At 35.3% G+C, this 19,779-nt stretch carries 17 protein-coding genes; 5 read left to right on the top strand and 12 right to left on the bottom strand.

From position 1 onward, the window contains the following. The first annotated feature begins 142 nt into the window (after nt 1-142). Nucleotides 143-2,326 carry a tetratricopeptide repeat-containing hybrid sensor histidine kinase/response regulator gene (locus ACXAGJ_RS00705; RefSeq protein WP_474836216.1) on the top strand — a complete coding sequence of 728 codons (2,184 nt, stop codon included), beginning with the start codon at nt 143-145 and terminating at the stop codon, nt 2,324-2,326. A gap of 38 nt (nt 2,327-2,364) precedes the next feature. On the opposite strand, the gene ACXAGJ_RS00710 is transcribed toward ACXAGJ_RS00705, so the two are convergent. Together ACXAGJ_RS00710 and ACXAGJ_RS00715 are read right to left on the bottom strand one after the other, a co-directional pair. Continuing rightward, nucleotides 2,365-4,812 (bottom strand): alpha/beta hydrolase family protein, encoded by a 2,448-nt coding sequence (locus ACXAGJ_RS00710; RefSeq protein WP_474836218.1) that lies wholly within the window; start codon nt 4,810-4,812, stop codon nt 2,365-2,367. 98 nt (nt 4,813-4,910) lie between these two features. Continuing rightward, nucleotides 4,911-5,681 (bottom strand): alpha/beta fold hydrolase, encoded by a 771-nt coding sequence (locus tag ACXAGJ_RS00715; protein WP_474836219.1) that lies wholly within the window; start codon nt 5,679-5,681, stop codon nt 4,911-4,913. A gap of 131 nt (nt 5,682-5,812) precedes the next feature. Here ACXAGJ_RS00715 and ACXAGJ_RS00720 point away from each other — a divergent pair, with 131 nt between their 5' ends. Continuing rightward, nucleotides 5,813-7,690, top strand: a complete 1,878-nt coding sequence (locus ACXAGJ_RS00720) for a M61 family metallopeptidase (RefSeq protein WP_474836221.1) — start codon at nt 5,813-5,815, stop codon at nt 7,688-7,690. Nucleotides 7,691-7,764: 74 nt separating this feature from the next. On the opposite strand, the gene ACXAGJ_RS00725 is transcribed toward ACXAGJ_RS00720, so the two are convergent. The 6 genes from ACXAGJ_RS00725 to ACXAGJ_RS00750 form a co-directional block, all read right to left on the bottom strand. Further along, nucleotides 7,765-8,175 carry a Dabb family protein gene (locus ACXAGJ_RS00725; protein ID WP_474836223.1) on the bottom strand — a complete coding sequence of 137 codons (411 nt, stop codon included), beginning with the start codon at nt 8,173-8,175 and terminating at the stop codon, nt 7,765-7,767. A gap of 76 nt (nt 8,176-8,251) precedes the next feature. Beyond that, the gene (ppk2, locus tag ACXAGJ_RS00730; protein WP_474836224.1) at nt 8,252-9,049 is read right to left on the bottom strand and encodes a polyphosphate kinase 2; all 798 of its coding nucleotides are present in this window, start codon (nt 9,047-9,049) and stop codon (nt 8,252-8,254) included. Nucleotides 9,050-9,055: 6 nt separating this feature from the next. Next, nucleotides 9,056-9,901 (bottom strand): polyphosphate kinase 2, encoded by an 846-nt coding sequence (ppk2, locus tag ACXAGJ_RS00735; protein ID WP_073312989.1) that lies wholly within the window; start codon nt 9,899-9,901, stop codon nt 9,056-9,058. 194 nt (nt 9,902-10,095) lie between these two features. Next, nucleotides 10,096-10,551 (bottom strand): SRPBCC family protein, encoded by a 456-nt coding sequence (locus tag ACXAGJ_RS00740; protein WP_474836226.1) that lies wholly within the window; start codon nt 10,549-10,551, stop codon nt 10,096-10,098. Beyond that, the gene (locus ACXAGJ_RS00745; protein WP_073312993.1) at nt 10,544-10,882 is read right to left on the bottom strand and encodes an ArsR/SmtB family transcription factor; all 339 of its coding nucleotides are present in this window, start codon (nt 10,880-10,882) and stop codon (nt 10,544-10,546) included. The genes ACXAGJ_RS00740 and ACXAGJ_RS00745 overlap by 8 nt, the downstream gene beginning before the upstream one ends. Before the next feature lie 100 nt (nt 10,883-10,982). After that, entirely contained in the window at nt 10,983-11,411 is a 429-nt protein-coding gene (locus ACXAGJ_RS00750) for a DUF1801 domain-containing protein (RefSeq protein WP_474836228.1), read from the bottom strand. A 229-nt stretch (nt 11,412-11,640) separates the two neighbouring features. On the opposite strand from ACXAGJ_RS00750, the gene ACXAGJ_RS00755 reads away from it, so the two are divergent. The 3 genes from ACXAGJ_RS00755 (at nt 11,641) to ACXAGJ_RS00765 (ending at nt 16,892) form a co-directional block, all read left to right on the top strand. Next, a complete protein-coding gene (locus tag ACXAGJ_RS00755; RefSeq protein WP_474836230.1) occupies nt 11,641-12,018 on the top strand; it encodes a hypothetical protein in 378 nt (125 codons plus the stop codon). Nucleotides 12,019-12,330: 312 nt separating this feature from the next. After that, the gene (locus ACXAGJ_RS00760; protein ID WP_474836231.1) at nt 12,331-14,190 is read left to right on the top strand and encodes a DNA topoisomerase IV subunit B; all 1,860 of its coding nucleotides are present in this window, start codon (nt 12,331-12,333) and stop codon (nt 14,188-14,190) included. 26 nt (nt 14,191-14,216) lie between these two features. Continuing rightward, entirely contained in the window at nt 14,217-16,892 is a 2,676-nt protein-coding gene (locus tag ACXAGJ_RS00765; protein WP_474836233.1) for a DNA gyrase/topoisomerase IV subunit A, read from the top strand. 98 nt (nt 16,893-16,990) lie between these two features. Here the strand turns inward: ACXAGJ_RS00765 and ACXAGJ_RS00770 are convergent, their stop codons facing one another. From ACXAGJ_RS00770 to ACXAGJ_RS00785, 4 genes are all read right to left on the bottom strand, one after another. Next, nucleotides 16,991-17,569: a PhnA domain-containing protein gene (locus tag ACXAGJ_RS00770; RefSeq protein ID WP_474836235.1), complete on the bottom strand. Its 579-nt coding sequence runs from the start codon at nt 17,567-17,569 to the stop codon at nt 16,991-16,993. Nucleotides 17,570-17,646: 77 nt separating this feature from the next. After that, entirely contained in the window at nt 17,647-18,507 is an 861-nt protein-coding gene (locus tag ACXAGJ_RS00775; protein ID WP_474836237.1) for a lysostaphin resistance A-like protein, read from the bottom strand. Between the two features lie 60 nt (nt 18,508-18,567). Next, nucleotides 18,568-19,017 (bottom strand): SRPBCC family protein, encoded by a 450-nt coding sequence (locus tag ACXAGJ_RS00780; protein WP_474836239.1) that lies wholly within the window; start codon nt 19,015-19,017, stop codon nt 18,568-18,570. A gap of 100 nt (nt 19,018-19,117) precedes the next feature. After that, nucleotides 19,118-19,564: a hypothetical protein gene (locus ACXAGJ_RS00785; RefSeq protein WP_474836241.1), complete on the bottom strand. Its 447-nt coding sequence runs from the start codon at nt 19,562-19,564 to the stop codon at nt 19,118-19,120. Between the last annotated feature and the right edge of the window lie 215 nt (nt 19,565-19,779).

The following is a 19,779-nucleotide window of genomic DNA, read 5'->3' on the forward strand; positions in this document are numbered from 1 at the left end:
ATCGACACTTCATTAATGGGTGTTTACGGTTTTTTTACTAAATTAACATATTGATAAGCAGGTTTTTGCTTATATGGGGACTCTTTAACGTAAACAAAATATTCATTGTATAAATTGCTCGTGCATTAATAATTAGTGAGCCTTGAGAACGTATGTGCTAATATTTTCTGTGGTAGCTCTTAGCTATCTGTCTTACGGTCAGAACACCATGACCGAAACCCATAATGATAGCCTACAATCATTGATTGATCAGTCTAATGATTTGAGTTATGAGTACAAGATTAAAGAATCATTGGATTATGCTATTAAAGCTGTAAACTATGCTCATGAATTAAATAACAACTACTACAAAGGGCGTGCATATTATTTAATGGCTTATAATTACGAGGTTTTAGTTGACTTCAAAAATGCTGAAACCTGTTACCGAAAATCATTGCATTTTGGAGAGATTTCAAAAGATACATTGTTGATCTTGCGTAGCAATAATGGTTTGGGGAATGTCTATTCTGATGGTTATAAAGACCTGAAAACTTCTTTGATTTTTTATGACAAAGCCAAAGAGTTGGGTAAAAATCTTGAAGATTCTTACGAATACATGACCCCAGTAATAAATTTAGCGTGGACCTATATTGATATCGAACAATTTGAAGAAGCATTGCCCTTTATAGAAGAGGCACATCAATTGGTAGTAGAGCATAGAGAATTACAAGGGTATTGTGAGGTGTTTTACCTGAAAGGTAAATATGCGATGTATAAAGGGGATTTTGTAGAAGCTGGTGATTTTTTTGAGGAAGCTATCGATATTGCAGAAAAACACGATATGATTCTAGAATTGTCTTATTTATATGAAGGAAGAGCTGAGCTAAATGAGAAAAGAGGTAATATCAATGAAGCCTATCAGGATATTAAGAAATATCAGGAGTTTACGAATAAACTGTATGATAAAGAGAAATTAAAACAAATAGAGATTGCCAGAGTAAGTTTTAGTGTTGATGAGTACAAAAGAGAACTAGAAATTGCTAATAAAGAAAAGGATTATCAAGCAAGTATTGCTAAGAATAACAAGACAATAACTTTTATTTCGATAGCTGGATTAATTTTTGTGTTGGGAACTGCATTTTTCTTTTACATGGGGTATCGTTCTAAGAAAAAACTCAATAATGTATTAAGAGAAAAAAATACACAGCTAGAAGTTGCAAAAACTGAAGCAGAGAAATTAACTACGGTAAAATCACAGTTTATCTCCACGGTAAGTCATGAATTGAGAACTCCGTTGTATGGTGTAGTGGGTATTACCTCTTTGCTACTAGAAGAAAAAGATATGCCAGAAAAGCATAAAAAACTGCTTAATTCCTTAAAGTTTTCTGGGGATTATCTACTTGATTTGATCAATAAGGTATTGAAGATTGGTAAAATTGAATCCAACAAAGAAAAACTAACCAAAACCCCAACTGATTTAGCGCAATTGTCTCAAAACTTATTACATTCTTTTGAATACCAGGCCAAGAATAAGAATAACAAACTGGAACTAGATATTCAGAAAGAAGTACCTAAAATTGTAAGTGTTGATTCCCTTAAGTTGTCAGAAGTATTAATTAATTTGATAGGGAATTCAACAAAATTTACAGAAAATGGAACGATTTGGTTGAGAATTAAAATCGTATCTATAGATAAGGATCATATTAAAATAAGGTACGAAGTAGAAGACAATGGATTGGGAATTCCGAAAGATAAGCAAGAGTTTGTTTTCGAAAAGTTTTCTCAACTAGGGAGAGAAGTTAATAAATCTGAAGGTACCGGTCTTGGACTCTCTATTGTGAAGAACCTACTTGAAATGATGGATAGCCAAATTCATCTCGATAGTAAAGAAGGGAGAGGAACCCGATTTTATTTTGATTTAGATGTTGAGATTGTCGATGAAAAACAAGCAGAGAAACTCGATCTTAATGGCGAAGATACAGCACAAACGTTTAAGAAAATTCTTGTAGCAGAGGATAACAAAATCAATCAAATAGTAACCAAAAACCTATTGGATATTATTGGGTATAGTTGTACAATCGTAGAAAATGGCTTCAATGCCCTGCAAATGGTCAAAAAAGAAGACTTTGATCTTATTTTGATGGATCTAAATATGCCTTACCTGGATGGAATGGAAGCAACCAAGCGGATACGTGAATTTAATACGCAAACGCCTATTATAGCTTTAACGGCTTCAGAATTAAGTGAGGTGAAGTCTGAATGTTTGGAGGCCGGGATGAATGATATCATCAATAAACCACTAAATAAAGACGATCTCAAAGATATTATTGCAAAGAATTTGATGTAGTATTCGCAATAATATCTTTGAGATCCTAGTATTGTTTCTTAGTGAGTTCCCTCAGGTTGTTTGTTTTTCTTATTTTTGTTCTTGACATGTTTTTCAAGCCATTGATCTTGTTCCCATAGCACATGAAGAATGGATTCTTTGGCTCTATACCCATGACTCTCTTTGGGTAAAATCACGAGCCTTGTTGTTGCACCTAATCCTTTCAACGCGTTAAAATAGCGCTCACTCTGCATTGGATATGTTCCTGAATTATTGTCTGCTTCACCATGAATTAAAAGTAAAGGTGTTTTCATTTTATCGGCATGCATAAATGGGGACATGTTGTAATATATTTCTGGAGCTTCCCAATAATTGCGTTCTTCACTTTGGAAACCAAATGGAGTAAGTGTTCTGTTATAAGCGCCACTTCGCGCTATACCCGCAGCAAAAAGATTAGAATGAGAGAGTAAGTTTGCTGTCATAAATGCACCATAAGAATGTCCTCCTACAGCTACTCTTTCTCTGTCTATATATCCTAGTTGGTCAATGGCATCTATTGCGGCTTTACCGTTCGCAACCAACTGATCTCTGAATGAATCATTCGGTTCTTTGTTATCTTCCCCTACAATAGGAAAAGATGCATCATCAAGTACTGCATATCCTTTTGTAATCCAATATATCATAGATCCCCAAAAAGGATAGGTAAACTCATTTGGATTTGAAGTAGATTGAGAAGCACTATTTTTATCTTTATACTCTACAGGGTATGCCCATAAAATCATTGGTAATTTTTCTTTCTTCTCTTTATCGTATCCCGGTGGAAGATATAAAGTTCCTGAAAGCTCAAGTCCATCATTTCTTTTATATTTAATCAATTCCTTCGAAACATTTTGTAATCCTTTAAATGGATTTTCGAAAGAAGTAATTTGATCTACAGTGTTCTTTTTTATGTTTCTTACATAGTAGTTAGGATATTCGTTTGGAGATTCAACGCGAACAAGAAATTTACCTTTTTCAAGATCTATGGCACTGTATATATTTTCAACTTTATCAGTGTATTCTGATTGATAAACCCTAGTTGTTTTGTTTGTTTTTAATTCTAAGTTATCAATAAAAGGGAATTGACCATCTTTCGTAAAACCATCTCCGATTAGGTGCATCTGATCATTCTTAATGTCAATTACAGAAAGCCCATAGTCATTAATGGTTCTAACAGGGTCCCCAGGATCACTGTAACGGTCTTGGTAATTTCGATCAGAAATAATTTTTGATTCAGATTTTGGTTTTGAGGGATTGAAAACATACGTCTTGGTGTTTCGGGTATTCCACCAATAATCGTATGCAATCGCGTACTCACTATCATTAGTCCAATTGATTTGCCAAACTCTGTTTTTGGTTTTTAGAATAGATTGAGGAGCTTCAGTAAAAGGAGCTTTTAACTGGAATACTTCATCTCTAAAATCTACTTTAACTTCTGGATCTCCTTTGTCTAATGCTTCAAACCAATACAGTACTGCAGGTTGGTCTACTCTCCAAGAAATATTTCTTTTACCGGTTCTAGTAGACATAAAACCTTTTGGTAGAACTTCAGTAAGAGGAACTTGGTTAATCGTTTTTATAACCTTTCCGTTATTATCATAAATTTTAGTTTCTTGAGGGAAACGGCGGTAAGGTACCAAATAAGAAAAAGGCTTCTTGATTTCAATTACGATAACATATGCCCCATTTGGTGAAAAAGAAAACGAACTGTACATAGCAGAAGAAGCCCAATTTTCAATGGTTCCATCTAGCGGGACTTTTTTAATCTCTGAAAGGGATAGTTGCTCAAAGTTATATTCGTCGTTAGGATTCTTTAATAAATCCTGATACGTTCTGTTTTGTGCTTTTGTACCTTCACTAATCGTAATGGTAGGACCCGTAGGAATAGCTTCTTGCTTGTTTACAAGGGACTTTCTGTCATTGGGGATAAACTTTACTAATAAAGATGAACTGTCCATAAACCATTTAAAAGGAGCACCCATATTTGAGTTTACCTTTGCATCTGTAATTTTCTTTGCCTCATTTTTTGCGACATCAAGAACCCATAATTCAACGCCGGTTTCTACAGTATTGGTGAAAGCTATTTTCTTTTGATCTGGTGACCATCTAGCATTCGTAATTCTCATATTTGAAGACAAACCAAGAACCTGTTTAGCTTCTTTATCTTTTGGAGTCTTAATTTTAATATTATTGAAGTAATTGGCACGGCTAGAAATATTGGTTTTAGGGTTAATCCTTAAACCTGCTAGCCTCATTTCTTTTTCCGAAAGTTCTGCAATAGATTTATATGGATTACGATAGAAGAAAATTAAATTGTCGGCATTTTTATCCGTTCTAACAAAAGGAGCTAGTTGGACATCAACTAAATCCAGGATCTCATCTGAAGGCTTTTGATAGCCTAAATTTTCTTGGGCATAAACAGTAGATGACACTACCAATAATGCTAGGAAGAGCTTAATGTATTTCATGGTTAAGAATATTGTGTGAAAATTTTTGATACAGCTTTATAGCTGTTACAAGATTCAAATAATTACGAATATTAACAAGTATAATAATCCATTTAACATTAAAAAGATAAGTTTTTAATAAATCTAGTGGTCTCTTGTAAAACCACCTCCACATTCTCCTTATGCGGAGTATGACCAATGTTAGGAATAATCAATGCTTCTGAAGATCCTGTCGTATTATTCGCAATTGAGTATACCTGTTCCAAGGTTCCGTATTCGTCCTTTTCTCCTTGTATGATTAGAGATGGGCATTTGATTTTGGGAAGAAACTCCTCAATATTCCAGGATTGATAGTCTTCGGATAGCCAGGTCTCTGTCCACATCCTAAACACATCATCTGTTTTGTCTCCATGATATTTTATAAGTTTATCCCGAAGATTGGTCTTTTGGTAGGCGATTACCGCTTCTTTGATACCAGCTATCGTTTCTTTTTCGACAAAAACATGAGCACCTTCTGTGATAACACCAGAAATGATATCTGGAGATAGTGCTGCCGCCAGTAACGAAATACTTCCGCCGTCACTATGTCCAAAAAGAATAACTTTTGTAAGTTGTAGTTGATTGATAATTTGTACCAATACCTCCGCTTCATTTTGGAGATAGTTTTTATCTCTTTTTTGAATTGAAAAAGGGGCAGATTGTCCATATCCCTGTCGATCATAGGATAGTACATTACATTCTGTTTGATCAGCCATTTTTTTAGGAAAATCCCTCCATAATTCTATACATCCCAAAGAATCATGAAGAAAAATGATAGTTGGTAAATCTGTATTGAATAGGTTATGATTGTCTGAGAATTTGAGACTATGATGATCAATTTTAATATCCAAAATGTGGGGTTTATGGTAAAAAGTGCTAAAAATAAGCTAAAGTCTGTACAAAATGTATATTTTACGTCCTCAAAATTGTAACATAGACTGGATTTCTTAGTCTAGCAATAGTAAATAATTAATTTGATCAGATGAAAAATATTTTTGCCAAAATCTTCATTGGCGTAATGCTAGTGGGGTGTGGAACTCCAAAAACGTCTAACGATATCGCTACAGGTGTACCTATTGCCTCGTCTGTAGATTTAACAAAGTCTGCAGAAGACAAAGTGCCCGTAGTTATCAACCCAGGAAGGTTTGTGCAAGATACGGTAACTTACTACTTGCCCAAAGTGGTACAAGGAACCTATGCGGTAAGTGATTTTGGGAAATTCGTAGATAATTTCAAAGCGTTGGATTATGAAGGAAATGAGATTATTACCAATAAGTTAGATGCCAATACCTGGGTGATTCCTAATGCAAAACAATTAGACCAAATCCAATATCTAGTTAATGATACTTATGATATTGAAAACTCTGGAGAAGCTACACCATTTTCTCCTTCAGGAACCAATATAGAGCCAGAGAATTACGTATTGAACCTGCACGGTTTTATTGGTTATTTTGATGTGCTCAAGAACAATCAGTATACACTAGAGGTTATTGCACCAAAAGAGATGAAACGAACTTCTGCATTGCAAAAAGTAGGAGAAGAAGCTAGTGAAGATGGAAGCGTAGTAACTGATAAGTATTTTGCATCACGTTATTTTGAGATCACGGATAACCCTATGATGTATGGAAAACTAGATGTAGAAGAATTTATGGTGGGGGATATCAAAATTGTATTGAGTGTATATTCTCCAAATGGTGTTCATAAAGCTTCAAAAATTAAAGAAACTGTCTTTAAGATGATGAAGGGACAAAAGGCATATCTGGGTGATATTAATAGTACACCTAGATATGATATCTATTTATATTTAGCCGAAGGTACTCAGGAATCACCAACAGGATTTGGAGCTCTGGAGCATCACACATCAACTGTAGTAGTATTACCTGAACAGATGCCAGACGAAGCATTAGCAAGTGCTATGATTGATGTAGTTTCTCATGAGTTTTTTCATATTGTAACTCCGCTTTCGGTGCATTCTGAAGATGTACACTATTTCGATTACAATGATCCTACATTTTCAAAGCATTTATGGATGTATGAAGGAGTAACTGAATATTTTGCTACTTTATTTCAAGTCAATCAGGATCTCGTTGGTGAAGATGAGTTTTATGAAAAGGTGATGGGCAAGATCCAAAGCGCCAATGGTTTTGATGATACGATGAGTTTTACAGAAATGAGTGAGAACATCCTGGATCAACCGTATGCCTCAAATTATGTAAATGTATACGAAAAAGGAGCGCTTATTGGGATGTGTATTGATATTCTGATGAGAGAAGAGAGTAACGGGAACAGAGGTATTTTGTCCTTAATGAAAGAGTTATCCTTGAAATACGGGAAAAATAAACCTTTTGAAGATGATAACATCATCGCCGAAATTACAGAAATGACGTACCCTTCTATAGGTAAATTTTTGAATACTCATGTAGTAGGGAAGACTCCGATCAATTATAGAGAGTTTTTTAACAAGGTCGGGCTTTCAATTAGTAATGAAAAGGTAGAAACGAATTATATTCAAAATTCGGGAGCACTCATCGTAGCTGGTGATCAAGCCACTGGAACGATCTTCTTTACCGATTTGGTAGCAGATAATAGTTTTTGGGCAGAAAATGGAGTAAAAGCCAATGATAATATTGTGGAGATCAATGGTACTAAGTTGACTGTACAGAATGCTAATAATGTACTTGGAGGTACTTTTCAATGGAAAGAAGGAGACGATTTGGAGGTGAAATTGGATAGAGCAGGAGAAGAGGTTGTAATCAAAACTAAAGTAGCTAAATCGTATACACAAGGAGAGACATTGTCTCCGTCAGATAATCCTACAGAAGAACAACTAGCGCTTCGTAAAGCCTGGTTGAAAGGATAATTTGGAATAACAATAACTAAAAAAGCTGTAGAGCATATGCTTTACAGCTTTTTTTTATGATAATTATAGACTGTCTATTTCAAAGAAGAAGAATCGTATACCAATACCTTATTCCATAAATCTTTATTTTCTGCAATAATTTTTTTGTGAATAGGAGCTACTTGGTAGTTGTCATGAGCTTCTTTGGATTCAAAAGTGATTACCACACAATAAGTAAAAGAAGCGTCAACTACAGGGCGTTTTTCTGTGTTGGCAGGTGCTCCAAAATGGCTAGAGGTGATAAATTCACAACCGTCTAAAAGCTCTTTTACCCCTTTTTCAAAAGTTTTTCTTTCCTCTTTATTATCTGGATTGTTTAACCAAAATAGTACAGTGTGTACTAGTTTTCCGTCTATGGTTTTAGCTGGTTTTGTGGTTGATTCATCTTGTTGCGCAAAACTAAATGAGGAAATTAGAAGTGCAGCAAGAATTAGATAACGTTTCATAAATCAATGTGCTTTAGTTAATGTGTTACCGAAATGGTATATATAAGAGTTGTTTTTGTTCAAAATATAGACGGTTTTACTCCGATTTATAAGGGATTTTATCTAAGATGTATCGTATCGCTTCAAGACGGGCTTTGGTTTTTCGATCTGCTTCTATAATGATCCAGGGAGAATCTTTGGTATTAGTATGTTCAAACATTTTGACTTTGTATTTGGTGTACTCATCCCAAAGTTCCTGTGCTCGTTCATCTACCTTTGTCATTTTCCATTTTTTCAATGGATTGGACTTGATATCTTTAAAACGATAATCTTGTTCCTCCTTAGTGATCGAAAAATAGAACTTGATGAGGTAGGTGTCAGATTCCATGATCATTCTTTCAAACTCGTTGACTTGCCCCATAAAGGTCTCATACTGTTGTTGGGTACAAAAACCATTGACGGGCTCTACTACGGCTCTGTTATACCAGCTACGATCAAATAAGACTATCTCGCCAGGTTTGGGGAGTTGGTTAACATAACGTTGAAAATACCATTGCCCTCCTTCTTCTTCGGTTGGCTTTGGCAGAGCAACGATTTTGAAGTGTCTGGGATTAATATGAGCAGTAACTCTTCTTATGGCTCCACCTTTTCCAGCGGCATCCCGACCTTCAAATAGAATGACGATTTTTTTATTATTGGCAATCACCCAGGTTTGTAATTTTACTAACTCTGCTTGTAATGCTTTAAGCTCAATTTCATACTTGGTCATTCTCAATGCCTTTTCTACATCCGTCTTTTTGTCGGCAAGAAGATATCGCAATCCAATTGGAGAATTGAGGAGTTCTACATCCTTTTCTGAAAGATATAGGGTTTCTGTTTGTTTTGCTTCTTTCATAGGGGATTAAATATCAATTTGTTCAACATATCGATGATACCTCAATATCACATTAGGATCGGGAAATAGCCTGGTTTTGGCTCTGGTTTTACCGGTATATTCAAATTTGGATAGTACGTAACGCATACTTTCCAGACGAGCGGTTTTTTTACTATTGGTTTTTACAATAATCCAGGGGCTAAAGGTAGTATGTGTTTTAGAGAACATTTGTTCTTTATAGAGCGTGTATTTACTCCACAATTGCTGTCCTTTCATGTCTACAGGGCTAAATTTCCAGGCTTTCAATGGGTTTTCTATCCGCGCATCAAATCGTTTTTGTTGTTCTTCTTTAGATATTGAAAACCAGAATTTGATCACAATAACACCGTCTTCATACAGCATATGTTCAAATTCCGGTACCTGCACCATAAACTTGTTGTATTGCTTTTTGGTACAAAATCCCATTACTGGCTCTACTACAGCGCGGTTATACCAGCTGCGATCAAAAAAAACAATTTCTCCTGGGTTTGGTAATTCTTTTATATATCTGCGAAAATACCATTGCCCTTGTTCTTCTTCTGTAGGTTTGGATAATGCAACGATTCGCATAGAACGAGGGTTGAGGTGTTCTGTAAACCGTTTAATAGATCCTCCTTTTCCAGCAGCATCTCTTCCTTCAAAAATAATGGCTACTCTCATTTTTTTCTTGGCAATCCATTGTTGAAGGTTTACCAATTCAGCTTGTAAAAACCGTAGTTCTTCTTCATATTGAAACTTGCGCATTATTTTCTGGATATCAATATCCTTTTCCTGGGCAAGTGCTACAAGCTGTTTTCGTTTTTTTATTTGATTAAGTTCCTCGAGGGTGAACATGTTTATTAGGATTTGTTGAAGTTGTATGGTAAATATAGCATTAAGCAAGCTTTGGTACAACCCCATATATGGCTTTTCTGGATTTGAAAAGATAATCGCTTTATAAACAATGTAATGTCTGGAAGGTATTTTTGGAAAAAAATAAAGCAGGCACATTTCATAGGCGCCTGCTTCTAAATATTTTTGGGATGATTTTAGTTTACTTTTTCTTGTAAGTAAGAGGTTAATCTTTCAAAAGTAGAGCCCCAACCGTTGTAGAAGCCCATTTGTTCTTGTTGCTTGCAGTATTCTTCGGTCTCATGAATGACATGAAATGTAAATTGTGTTTTGTTACCAATTTTCTTGAGTAACACTTGCAGTTCGACACCCTCGGTCATCGGTTTGAAATTGGCAGATGTTCGGATTTTTTGAAGTTCAACGATTTCGATGTATACACCATCTGCAATAAAATCTTTTCCATCGGGCATGGTCATTGCATATTCCCAGGCACCACCTTCTACAAAATTATGCTCAATAATTCTGGTTTTCATTCCTTTTGGGCCCCACCATTGTGCAATATGTTCAGGTTGTGTCCAGGCCTCCCAAACCAATTCGATGGGAGCGTCAAAAGTTTTTTCAATGGTTAACGTTCGGTTGTTAAGATCACTCATTTTTATTATCGTTTTTGGATTTTGCTTGTAGTTGTTTTAAATAGGCTTCGAAAGAGTCTATTTTTTCTTCCCATAAACTTTGATATTGTTCAACCCATAAGAAGGCGGGAATCAGACTCTTAGGGCGAATCAGACAATAACGTTCTCGCCCTTGTTGTTGGATGTCAATAATACCACATTCATTAAGAATCTTTAGATGTTTAGATATCGCAGGTCGACTTACATCAAACTGATGGGCTATTTCGTTGATTGATAAGGTTTTTTGTGATAACAATTGAATGATATCACGTCGCACAGGATCGGCAATAGCTTGAAAAACATCTCTTCTCATAAATATGTTACCGTTTGGTTACAAATATATGTGTAACTATTCGGTTACGCAAATTAATTGTAGGTTAATTTTTGGATTTGAAGAATAGGTAAGTCAATGATTACAATCCAAGAAGTTGAAGTTTTTTAATTTTATGATAGCGTAAAGCAGCTTTAACGCATTGCTTTAGCTCATTTTCGGGTAGTGGTTCGTTAATTTGAAACACCAGGGCTCTATTTCCTTCAAAATCGAAAGTATGTTTAAAAACGATTCTGAAAGTAGCCACTAATTGACTTGAACAGTTAAAATACATGGCATATTGATTTGGAGTCTTTTTCTTCCAATCAATTCTGAGGGTACTTCCATGTTTAGCAATATAGCTCGGTTCTCCCCATTTTAGAGTTTCTTCTAATTCTAATACTTCCTCGGTTTCCCTAGCAGTTTCCAAAATCAACTCACGAAGATTCAGCATCTTATCTTTTACGGTCTCCGGATAATTATCAAAAACGGTTTTTACGTTTTGGGAGGTGTTCAGTTTAAAATCTTTCATGAATTGTTATTTACTAAAAAGGATGTTGTGATTTGAAAAAAATTAAAGATAAAGGTATCAGGTGTCACTGACAACTGTATGTCAGTAGCTAAATTTAATTTTTGGAGAGCTTTATTGAACATAAGGAAGAATTGACATCAGCATGGGAAGAATCATAATGTACCCATGCATATGCAGGATATACTTTTGTGGTGTACACAATAAACAAAACTTTTAATTAAAAACTATTATGAATAATTCAACTACAAAAGAACAGACAATCAAAGAAAATGTACACGCTGTATTAAATCTACTTTCAGAAGGTAAATTTCTGGATGCAATGAATGAGTATTTGGCAGATGATGTTATTCTGCGCGAAGGAAATAACGAGCCTAAGGTGGGTAAGGAATTTTGTATTCGTCAAGAAGAAGAATTACTAGCTACCGTTACTGCATTTCATGGATACGAAGTTGTAAGTGGTCCTGCAGTAAAAGGAGATACTTCATTTTATGAGGCTGTAATGAAATTTGATACCGCAGACGGACAAAAACATACTTTCGAACAAGTGGTGCGAACAAAATGGAATGATGCAGGGGAAATTATTGAGGAAAGATATTATCATTCTTAAAATCAAAAGATTACAACAAGTGTTTAATGAGATTTAGAACGACCATTACTTTTTCAGTAATGGTCGTTTAGTATATGAATGTCTCTTATTGTTTAAAATAGAATCCAATCTCATTTTACGTTTATATAATTAGATGCTCTCCCGTCAGATTTAGACAAAATTGAAGGTGTACTTTGGTTGAAATGTATTTTAATAGCTTGTAAGCCAAATAATCAACAAATTTCGTTATGTATTTGTTAATTACTTTGTAGGTTGGCTGTTTTAATTTTGTAAGTGAAACCTTATATTAGCTGGCATTCTACCCAAAATTTTATGAGTAAGGAAACCAAATATACTGAAGATAATATACGATCCCTCGATTGGAAAGAGCATATCCGTATGCGACCAGGGATGTATATTGGGAAACTGGGAGATGGATCATCTCCAGATGATGGAATTTATATTTTATTGAAAGAGGTACTCGACAATTCGATTGACGAATATGTGATGGGTGCTGGTAAGACCATTGAAATTTCGATACAGGGAGATAAAGTGATCGTAAGAGATTATGGTCGTGGTATTCCTCTGGGTAAAGTAGTGGATGTGGTTTCCAAAATGAATACCGGAGGTAAGTATGACTCCAGAGCTTTCAAAAAATCTGTTGGATTAAACGGAGTAGGTACCAAGGCAGTAAATGCGTTGTCTACTTATTTCCGTGTAGAATCCACTCGTGATGGGAAATCGGCTTCAGCAGAGTTTGAGAAAGGAAATCTTACCAATCAGGATACACTAGAAGAAACTTCTAGAAGACGAGGAACCAAAGTATCGTTTGTTCCAGATGATTCTATTTTTAAGCATTACAAATATCGTACAGAGTATGTAAGCAAAATGCTTAAAAACTATGTGTATCTCAATCCTGGTTTAACCATTATCTTCAATGGGGAAAAGTTCATTTCTGAAAATGGGTTAAAAGACCTTCTTTCAGACAATATCAATCAAGAAGATCGCTTATATGATATCGTTCACTTAAAAGGAGATGATATCGAAGTGGCGATTACGCATAGTAAAACGCAGTATAGCGAAGAGTATCATTCGTTCGTAAATGGTCAACATACCACACAAGGAGGAACGCATCAAGCTGCTTTTCGTGAAGCCGTAGTAAAAACTGTTCGAGAGTTTTATGGTAAAAATTATGAGGCTAGTGATATACGTAAATCGATTGTAGCTGCCATCAGTATCAAAGTAATGGAACCCGTTTTTGAGAGTCAAACCAAAACAAAACTGGGATCTACAGAGATGGGAGGTGGTTTGCCTACCGTAAGAACCTACATTAATGATTTTGTAAAGAACAAACTCGATAATTTCTTACATAAAAATCAGGCTACTGCAGAGAGTTTACAACGTAAGATTTTACAAGCAGAACGGGAAAGAAAAGACCTATCTGGAATCCGGAAATTAGCTCGTGAAAGAGCAAAAAAAGCAAGTTTACACAACAAAAAACTCAGAGATTGTCGTGTGCACTTAAGTGATAGCAAGAAAGAGAGAAATTTGGAGAGTACGTTATTCATTACCGAGGGAGACTCGGCGAGTGGATCGATTACCAAATCCAGAGATGTAAATACGCAGGCAGTTTTTAGTTTACGAGGGAAACCTTTGAATAGCTATAACATGAGTAAAAAGATTGTGTATGAAAATGAGGAATTCAATCTTTTGCAAGCGGCTTTAAATATAGAAGAGTCTTTGGAAGATCTGCGATACAACAATATAGTGATCGCAACCGATGCCGATGTCGATGGAATGCACATTCGATTACTATTGATCACATTCTTTTTGCAATTTTTCCCCGAAGTGATCAAAGAAGGTCACCTTTATATTTTGCAAACACCACTGTTTCGGGTAAGAAATAAAAAAGAAACCATCTATTGTTATTCTGAACAGGAACGAAGAGATGCAATTAATAAATTATCAGGAAAACCTGAAATCACACGATTTAAGGGACTTGGTGAAATTTCTCCAGACGAATTCAAACATTTTATAGGAGATGATATGCGTTTGGATCCGGTGATGCTGGATAAAGAAAAGTCTATAGAAGAGCTATTGTCATTTTACATGGGGAAAAACACTCCACAACGACAAGAGTTTATCATAGACAACTTGAAAGTAGAATTAGACGCAATAGAGGAAGAATTATAATAGTTTAAGCGCCCCTTAGGATAAATATGGATTTGGAAAACGAAAACGAAGAACTACATCACGAATCAACTCCCGAGGATCACCAACCACAAGAGGTGATCACTAAGGTAACAGGAATGTACAAAGACTGGTTTTTGGATTATGCCTCGTATGTAATCCTGGAACGTGCTGTACCCGCTATAGAAGATGGTTTAAAACCGGTACAACGCCGTATCCTACATTCTATGAAGGATTTGGATGATGGACGATATAATAAAGTCGCTAACATCGTAGGGCATACCATGCAATATCACCCTCACGGTGATGCCAGTATCTCTGATGCCATGGTTCAAATAGGTCAAAAAGATCTATTGATCGATATGCAGGGAAACTGGGGTAATATCCTTACTGGGGACAGAGCAGCAGCCTCGAGATATATCGAAGCGCGCTTGTCTAAGTTTGCCTTGGATGTAGTGTATAATCCTAAGGTAACCGATTGGCAGTTATCCTATGATGGAAGAAAGAAAGAGCCCATCAATTTACCGGTTAAGTTTCCGTTATTGTTAGCACAGGGAGCAGAAGGTATTGCTGTTGGATTAAGTACCAAGATACTTCCTCATAACTTTATCGAGCTTATCGATGCTTCGGTAAAACATCTGCAAGGAAAACGATTTACGATACTACCTGATTTTCCTACCTCTGGTATTGCAGATTGCACGAATTATAATGATGGTAACAGAGGAGGTAAAGTTAGAGTACGAGCAAAAATTGCCCAACAAGACAAAAATACATTGGTGATTTCTGAGATTCCTTTCTCAACGACCACCACAAGTTTGATTGATTCTATTCTGAAAGCAAATGAAAAAGGAAAGATCAAGATCAAAAAAATAGAAGATAATACTGCTGCAGAAGTGGAGATCTTAGTGCATCTTCCTTCAGGCATTTCTCCTGATAAAACTATTGATGCACTATATGCATTTACCAATTGTGAGGTTTCCATTTCTCCTCTTGGGTGTGTGATCGAGGAGAACAAACCAAATTTCATTGGTGTTTCCGAGATGCTTCGCCGTTCTACCGACAATACGGTAGAATTACTAAAAAAAGAGCTCGAAATACAGTTAAACGAGCTTCAGGAGCAATGGCATTTTGCTTCTCTGGAAAGAATTTTCATCGAAAATCGAATTTATCGAGACATTGAAGAGGTAGAAACCTGGGAAGGAGTGATAGAGGCGATCGATAAAGGGTTAAAACCACATATCAAACACCTAAAGCGTGCTGTAACCGAGGAAGATATTGTGCGATTAACAGAAATACGAATCAAGCGTATTTCTAAGTTCGATATTGATAAAGCACAACAAAAAATTGAGGCCTTAGAAGATGATATCGCCAGTGTAAAGCATAATTTGGAGCATCTTATCGAATATGCTATAGATTACTTTAAGCGATTAAAATCTACTTACGGAAAAGGTAAAGAGCGTAAAACAGAGCTTAAGATTTTTGATGATATCGAAGCTACTAAGGTAGTAATCAGAAATACCAAGCTTTATGTAAATCGTGAAGAAGGATTTGTGGGTACATCATTACGACGAGATGAATATGTAACCGATTGTTCGGATATTGATGATATTATCTGTTTTACTGCAGAAGGCAAGATGATGGTTACTAAAGTAGATTCTAAAACCTTTATTGGTAAAAACATTATCCATGTTGCCGTATTCAAAAAGAAGGATAAGCGTACCATTTACAATATGATTTATCAAGATGGTAGAGGAGGAGCTTCTTTTGTAAAACGATTTGCGGTAACAGCAGTAACACGTGATAAAGAGTATGATCTTACCCAAGGGAAAAAGAGCTCAAAAATCACGTATTTTTCTGCTAACCCTAATGGCGAAGCCGAAGTAATTACTATTTTGCTACGTCAGGCTGGGAGTATCAAAAAACTGAAGTTTGATCTGGATTTTTCTGATTTGCTGATAAAAGGTAGAGGAGTAAAAGGAAATATTGTTACCAAATATAATATTAAGCGCGTAGAGCTAAAAGAAGCTGGAGTATCAACATTGAAGCCACGCAAAATTTGGTTTGATGATACGGTGCAAAGATTGAATGTTGATGGAAGAGGAGAACTGTTGGGAGAATTTAAAGGAGAAGATCGCCTGTTGATCATCGATCAAAAGGGTGGAGTAAAAACTTTGATTCCTGAGATGAGCTTGCATTTTAGTACAGATATGATTGTGTTGGAAAAATGGAAACCTAAAAAACCAGTTTCAGCAATCTATTGGGATGGAGAAAAAGAGCGTTATTATGTGAAGCGATTTGTGATTGAAAACCCTGAAAAAGAAGAGTCGTTTATCACAGATCATCCTAAATCGTTTTTGGAAGTAGTATCAACAGATTATAGACCTTTGGCCGAAATTGTTTTTACCAAAATAAGAGGAAAAGAGCAACGCCCTAATGAAGAGGTAAATCTAGAAGAGTTTATTGCAATAAAAGGGATAAAAGCACTTGGTAATCAATTGACTACTCATAAAGTACGACAAATAAATCTATTGGATTCGTTACCTTATGAAGAGCCAGAACCACTTCCTGCAGAAGAAATTGAGGTTGTTGAAGAAGAAAATGTATCTCCCGAAAATGGAGGACAGACTACAGACGCTACATCAAGCAATTCTGAGATAAAAAATACCGAGGAATCTGAAGAAGGGGAACAAGGTAGTTTGTTCTAAACTTCGATATAAAGATATTCAAAGTTTTAGATGATAGAAGTAAGTTGTTGTGTCCAATTCCAATAATTGATTGGGGTAATGGTACTAGATGTTCACAATTACAATTTCTTTACATATTTGGTGAGAATCACAATATGTTGACCGTTTACTTTGCCTTCTAGATGTTCTTCGTTGTCGTGTACCAAGGTAATGTTACGCACTGCTGTACCTCGTTTTGCGGTAAAATTGGCGCCTTTAACGTTTAGATCTTTAACTAGTACTACATTGTCTCCTGCTTGTAACAGCGCTCCGTTTGCATCGATATGTTTTATAGTATCTTCATTTTCATCTCCTTCTCCAGTTGCTTTTGCCCATTGCAAAGTGTCATCATCTAGATATAGCATGTCTAGTAAGTCTTGTGGCCAGCCTTCAGCTTTAATTTTGTGTAACATTCTCCATGCAACCACCTGTACTGCAGGGACTTCACTCCACATGCTTTCGTTTAAGCATCTCCAATGATTTGGATCTATCTTTTCAGGGTTTTCTATCTGTTCTAAGCAAGTTTTAGAGATTAAAATATGACTTTCTACTCCATTTCCAGGAGATTTAGGAACTTGATATACCTCTAGGTTTTCGGTATCACCAGATAATTCACATTTTTGCTGACTACGTTTTTGTAATGCTCTTTCCAAACTCATTTATGCAGGATTCTTTTTTTTGATCCCTACAAAAATGCAATTTTTTGTAGGATAAAAGAAAATAGCTAAGTAGTTTATTAAGCATTCGTATTAGGAGTAGGTATTACAGAGACTTTTTTTGCAAAATAGTATCCAATAGCTATAATACCACCAATTTCAGCAATAATAGAAAATATGGAGCCTTCAAAACCAAAAGCACCGCCATTTAATAGATTATTCTCTACGATTTGAGTTTCAATAATAGAATACATGTCTAAACCACTAACGTTGAAACCAAAATGTGTTTGAAAAAAGTTCCAACTAAAATGTAATGCAATAGGAAACCATAAGTTTTTGGTATACACATATGAGATTCCCAGAAGTAAGCCTGCCAGAAACAGAACAATCATACTAAACCAACTAATATTTGGGTTAAATCCGTGTAACAAAGCAAAAATTGCCGAAGAGAGAATAAGTGCTATATATTTATTAAAAGAGATCATAAAATTTCTAAGTACATATCCTCTCAACAAAACTTCTTCTACTATGGCTACAATCAAAAATATCAAAATAGAAATAAAAAGCTCTCTGATTGAAAAAGTCAATTTTACAAACTCAATTTCACTTAGAAGCAATAAGATGACATATGCAAACCCCATAATAAAAGCTCCAAGCACAATTCCACCTACGATTTCCTTACCTCTATTTTTTATATGAAAACCAAGAGAAACGAACTTTTCCTTATCTACAAAACGCATAAAAATCCATAGTAGTAAAAAGTTCCCCAAGAGATTAAAAGAAGAGGTGATTAATTGTTGTTCTGAAGATTTAACTACATTTGGGGGATCTATTTGAATACCTGCTACCCAAGCACCTATTAATTGAAAACCTCCTACTATAAAGAAATAGGGGATGATCAATAGTAGAACCCTTATCCATCCAATGTGTTTGTTTTCCATATATCTCTATTAGGTTTATGGTTGCTAAAATAGAAATATTTTTTATGGTTTAGAGGTAGCTCATTGGCTAACGGTACTTTCTACAAAATCTTTGAACTGATCCAACCACTTTTGTGTATACTTTTTGGACAGTCCTGGCATTAAGAAAGCCATTAACTTTGGCATAAACCCTTTAAATCTGGTGTAATGCACTAAATAATCCATTCTGGTAGTATTATGAGAAAGCGCTTTGAAACTGCATGTCACGGCATTGTCCATATGTTTGTGTTCATAAGTTCCACTGAATTCTTCAGGAAGGTTTTTTGCAGTAATCGTCTCCACAAGTTGCATTTCTCGTTTTCCATGTTTGTAGGTAAGTATGGATTTGGCTCCAGGAGTACCGGGCGTTCCGCTTAAGGGTTCAAAACTTATAAAACCATCTTGCCATTCTTTGAGATGATCTGGATTATCAAAAAGTTGAATAACCTGATCTATTGGGGCATCTATTAGGACACTACATGTAAACTTCATAGGGATTCGATTTAATAGATGATCTTATAAATATAGACAAAAAAAACACGGTTTGTAATTTTCAAACCGTGTTCATCATATCTATGAAGAATGTATTTGTTTAAAAACCAGCATATTTGTTAGCACTCTCCAAGACTTTTGAAAAATCGTAATAATCACTTAATGATTTATTGTCTACGTGTTCTATAAGTGAATAGTTTTGTCTTAAATATGCATTTGTAAAATCGTCGATCCTATAATTGAGTAATTTTGCTTCCATAAGATCCCTTTTCCATGCTTTTCTTTGTGATCTTTTCATGGTACCCTCTTGAATCATCCTATCGTATGCTATGATTTTGAGTGATAATTCTTTGCAACGGGCAATCATTGCTTTGTATTCTTCTACAGGGTAGGTGGGTTGATCTTTTTCGATGTTCTGAGCTTCTTCAAATTGTTGTACTTCAATAGTAACATTTGTAAGCGTTGATGTGGTAATTTGTTGATTTTCTTGGGCTTGTAATACAATTGTAGTGAACCAAAGAATGGCAAATAGTGTGTGAGTTTTCATATTTTGGGGTGATTTTTAAAATTTAACTAAAATGTTTTGCGATCTGGATCTAAAGTAAATTTTAACACAAAGAATCTACAATTGATACAGATATAACTATTCAATTTTCGTTAAAATTCATTATTGATGGATTAAGTGTTTACTAGATAACAAAACGAATCCTTAATCCAGTTTATTGCGAGAGTTATAAAATTTGTAGGAATTTAAGAGTGTAT

It is taken from the genome of Aquimarina sp. AWH4_224, assembly GCF_056160245.1.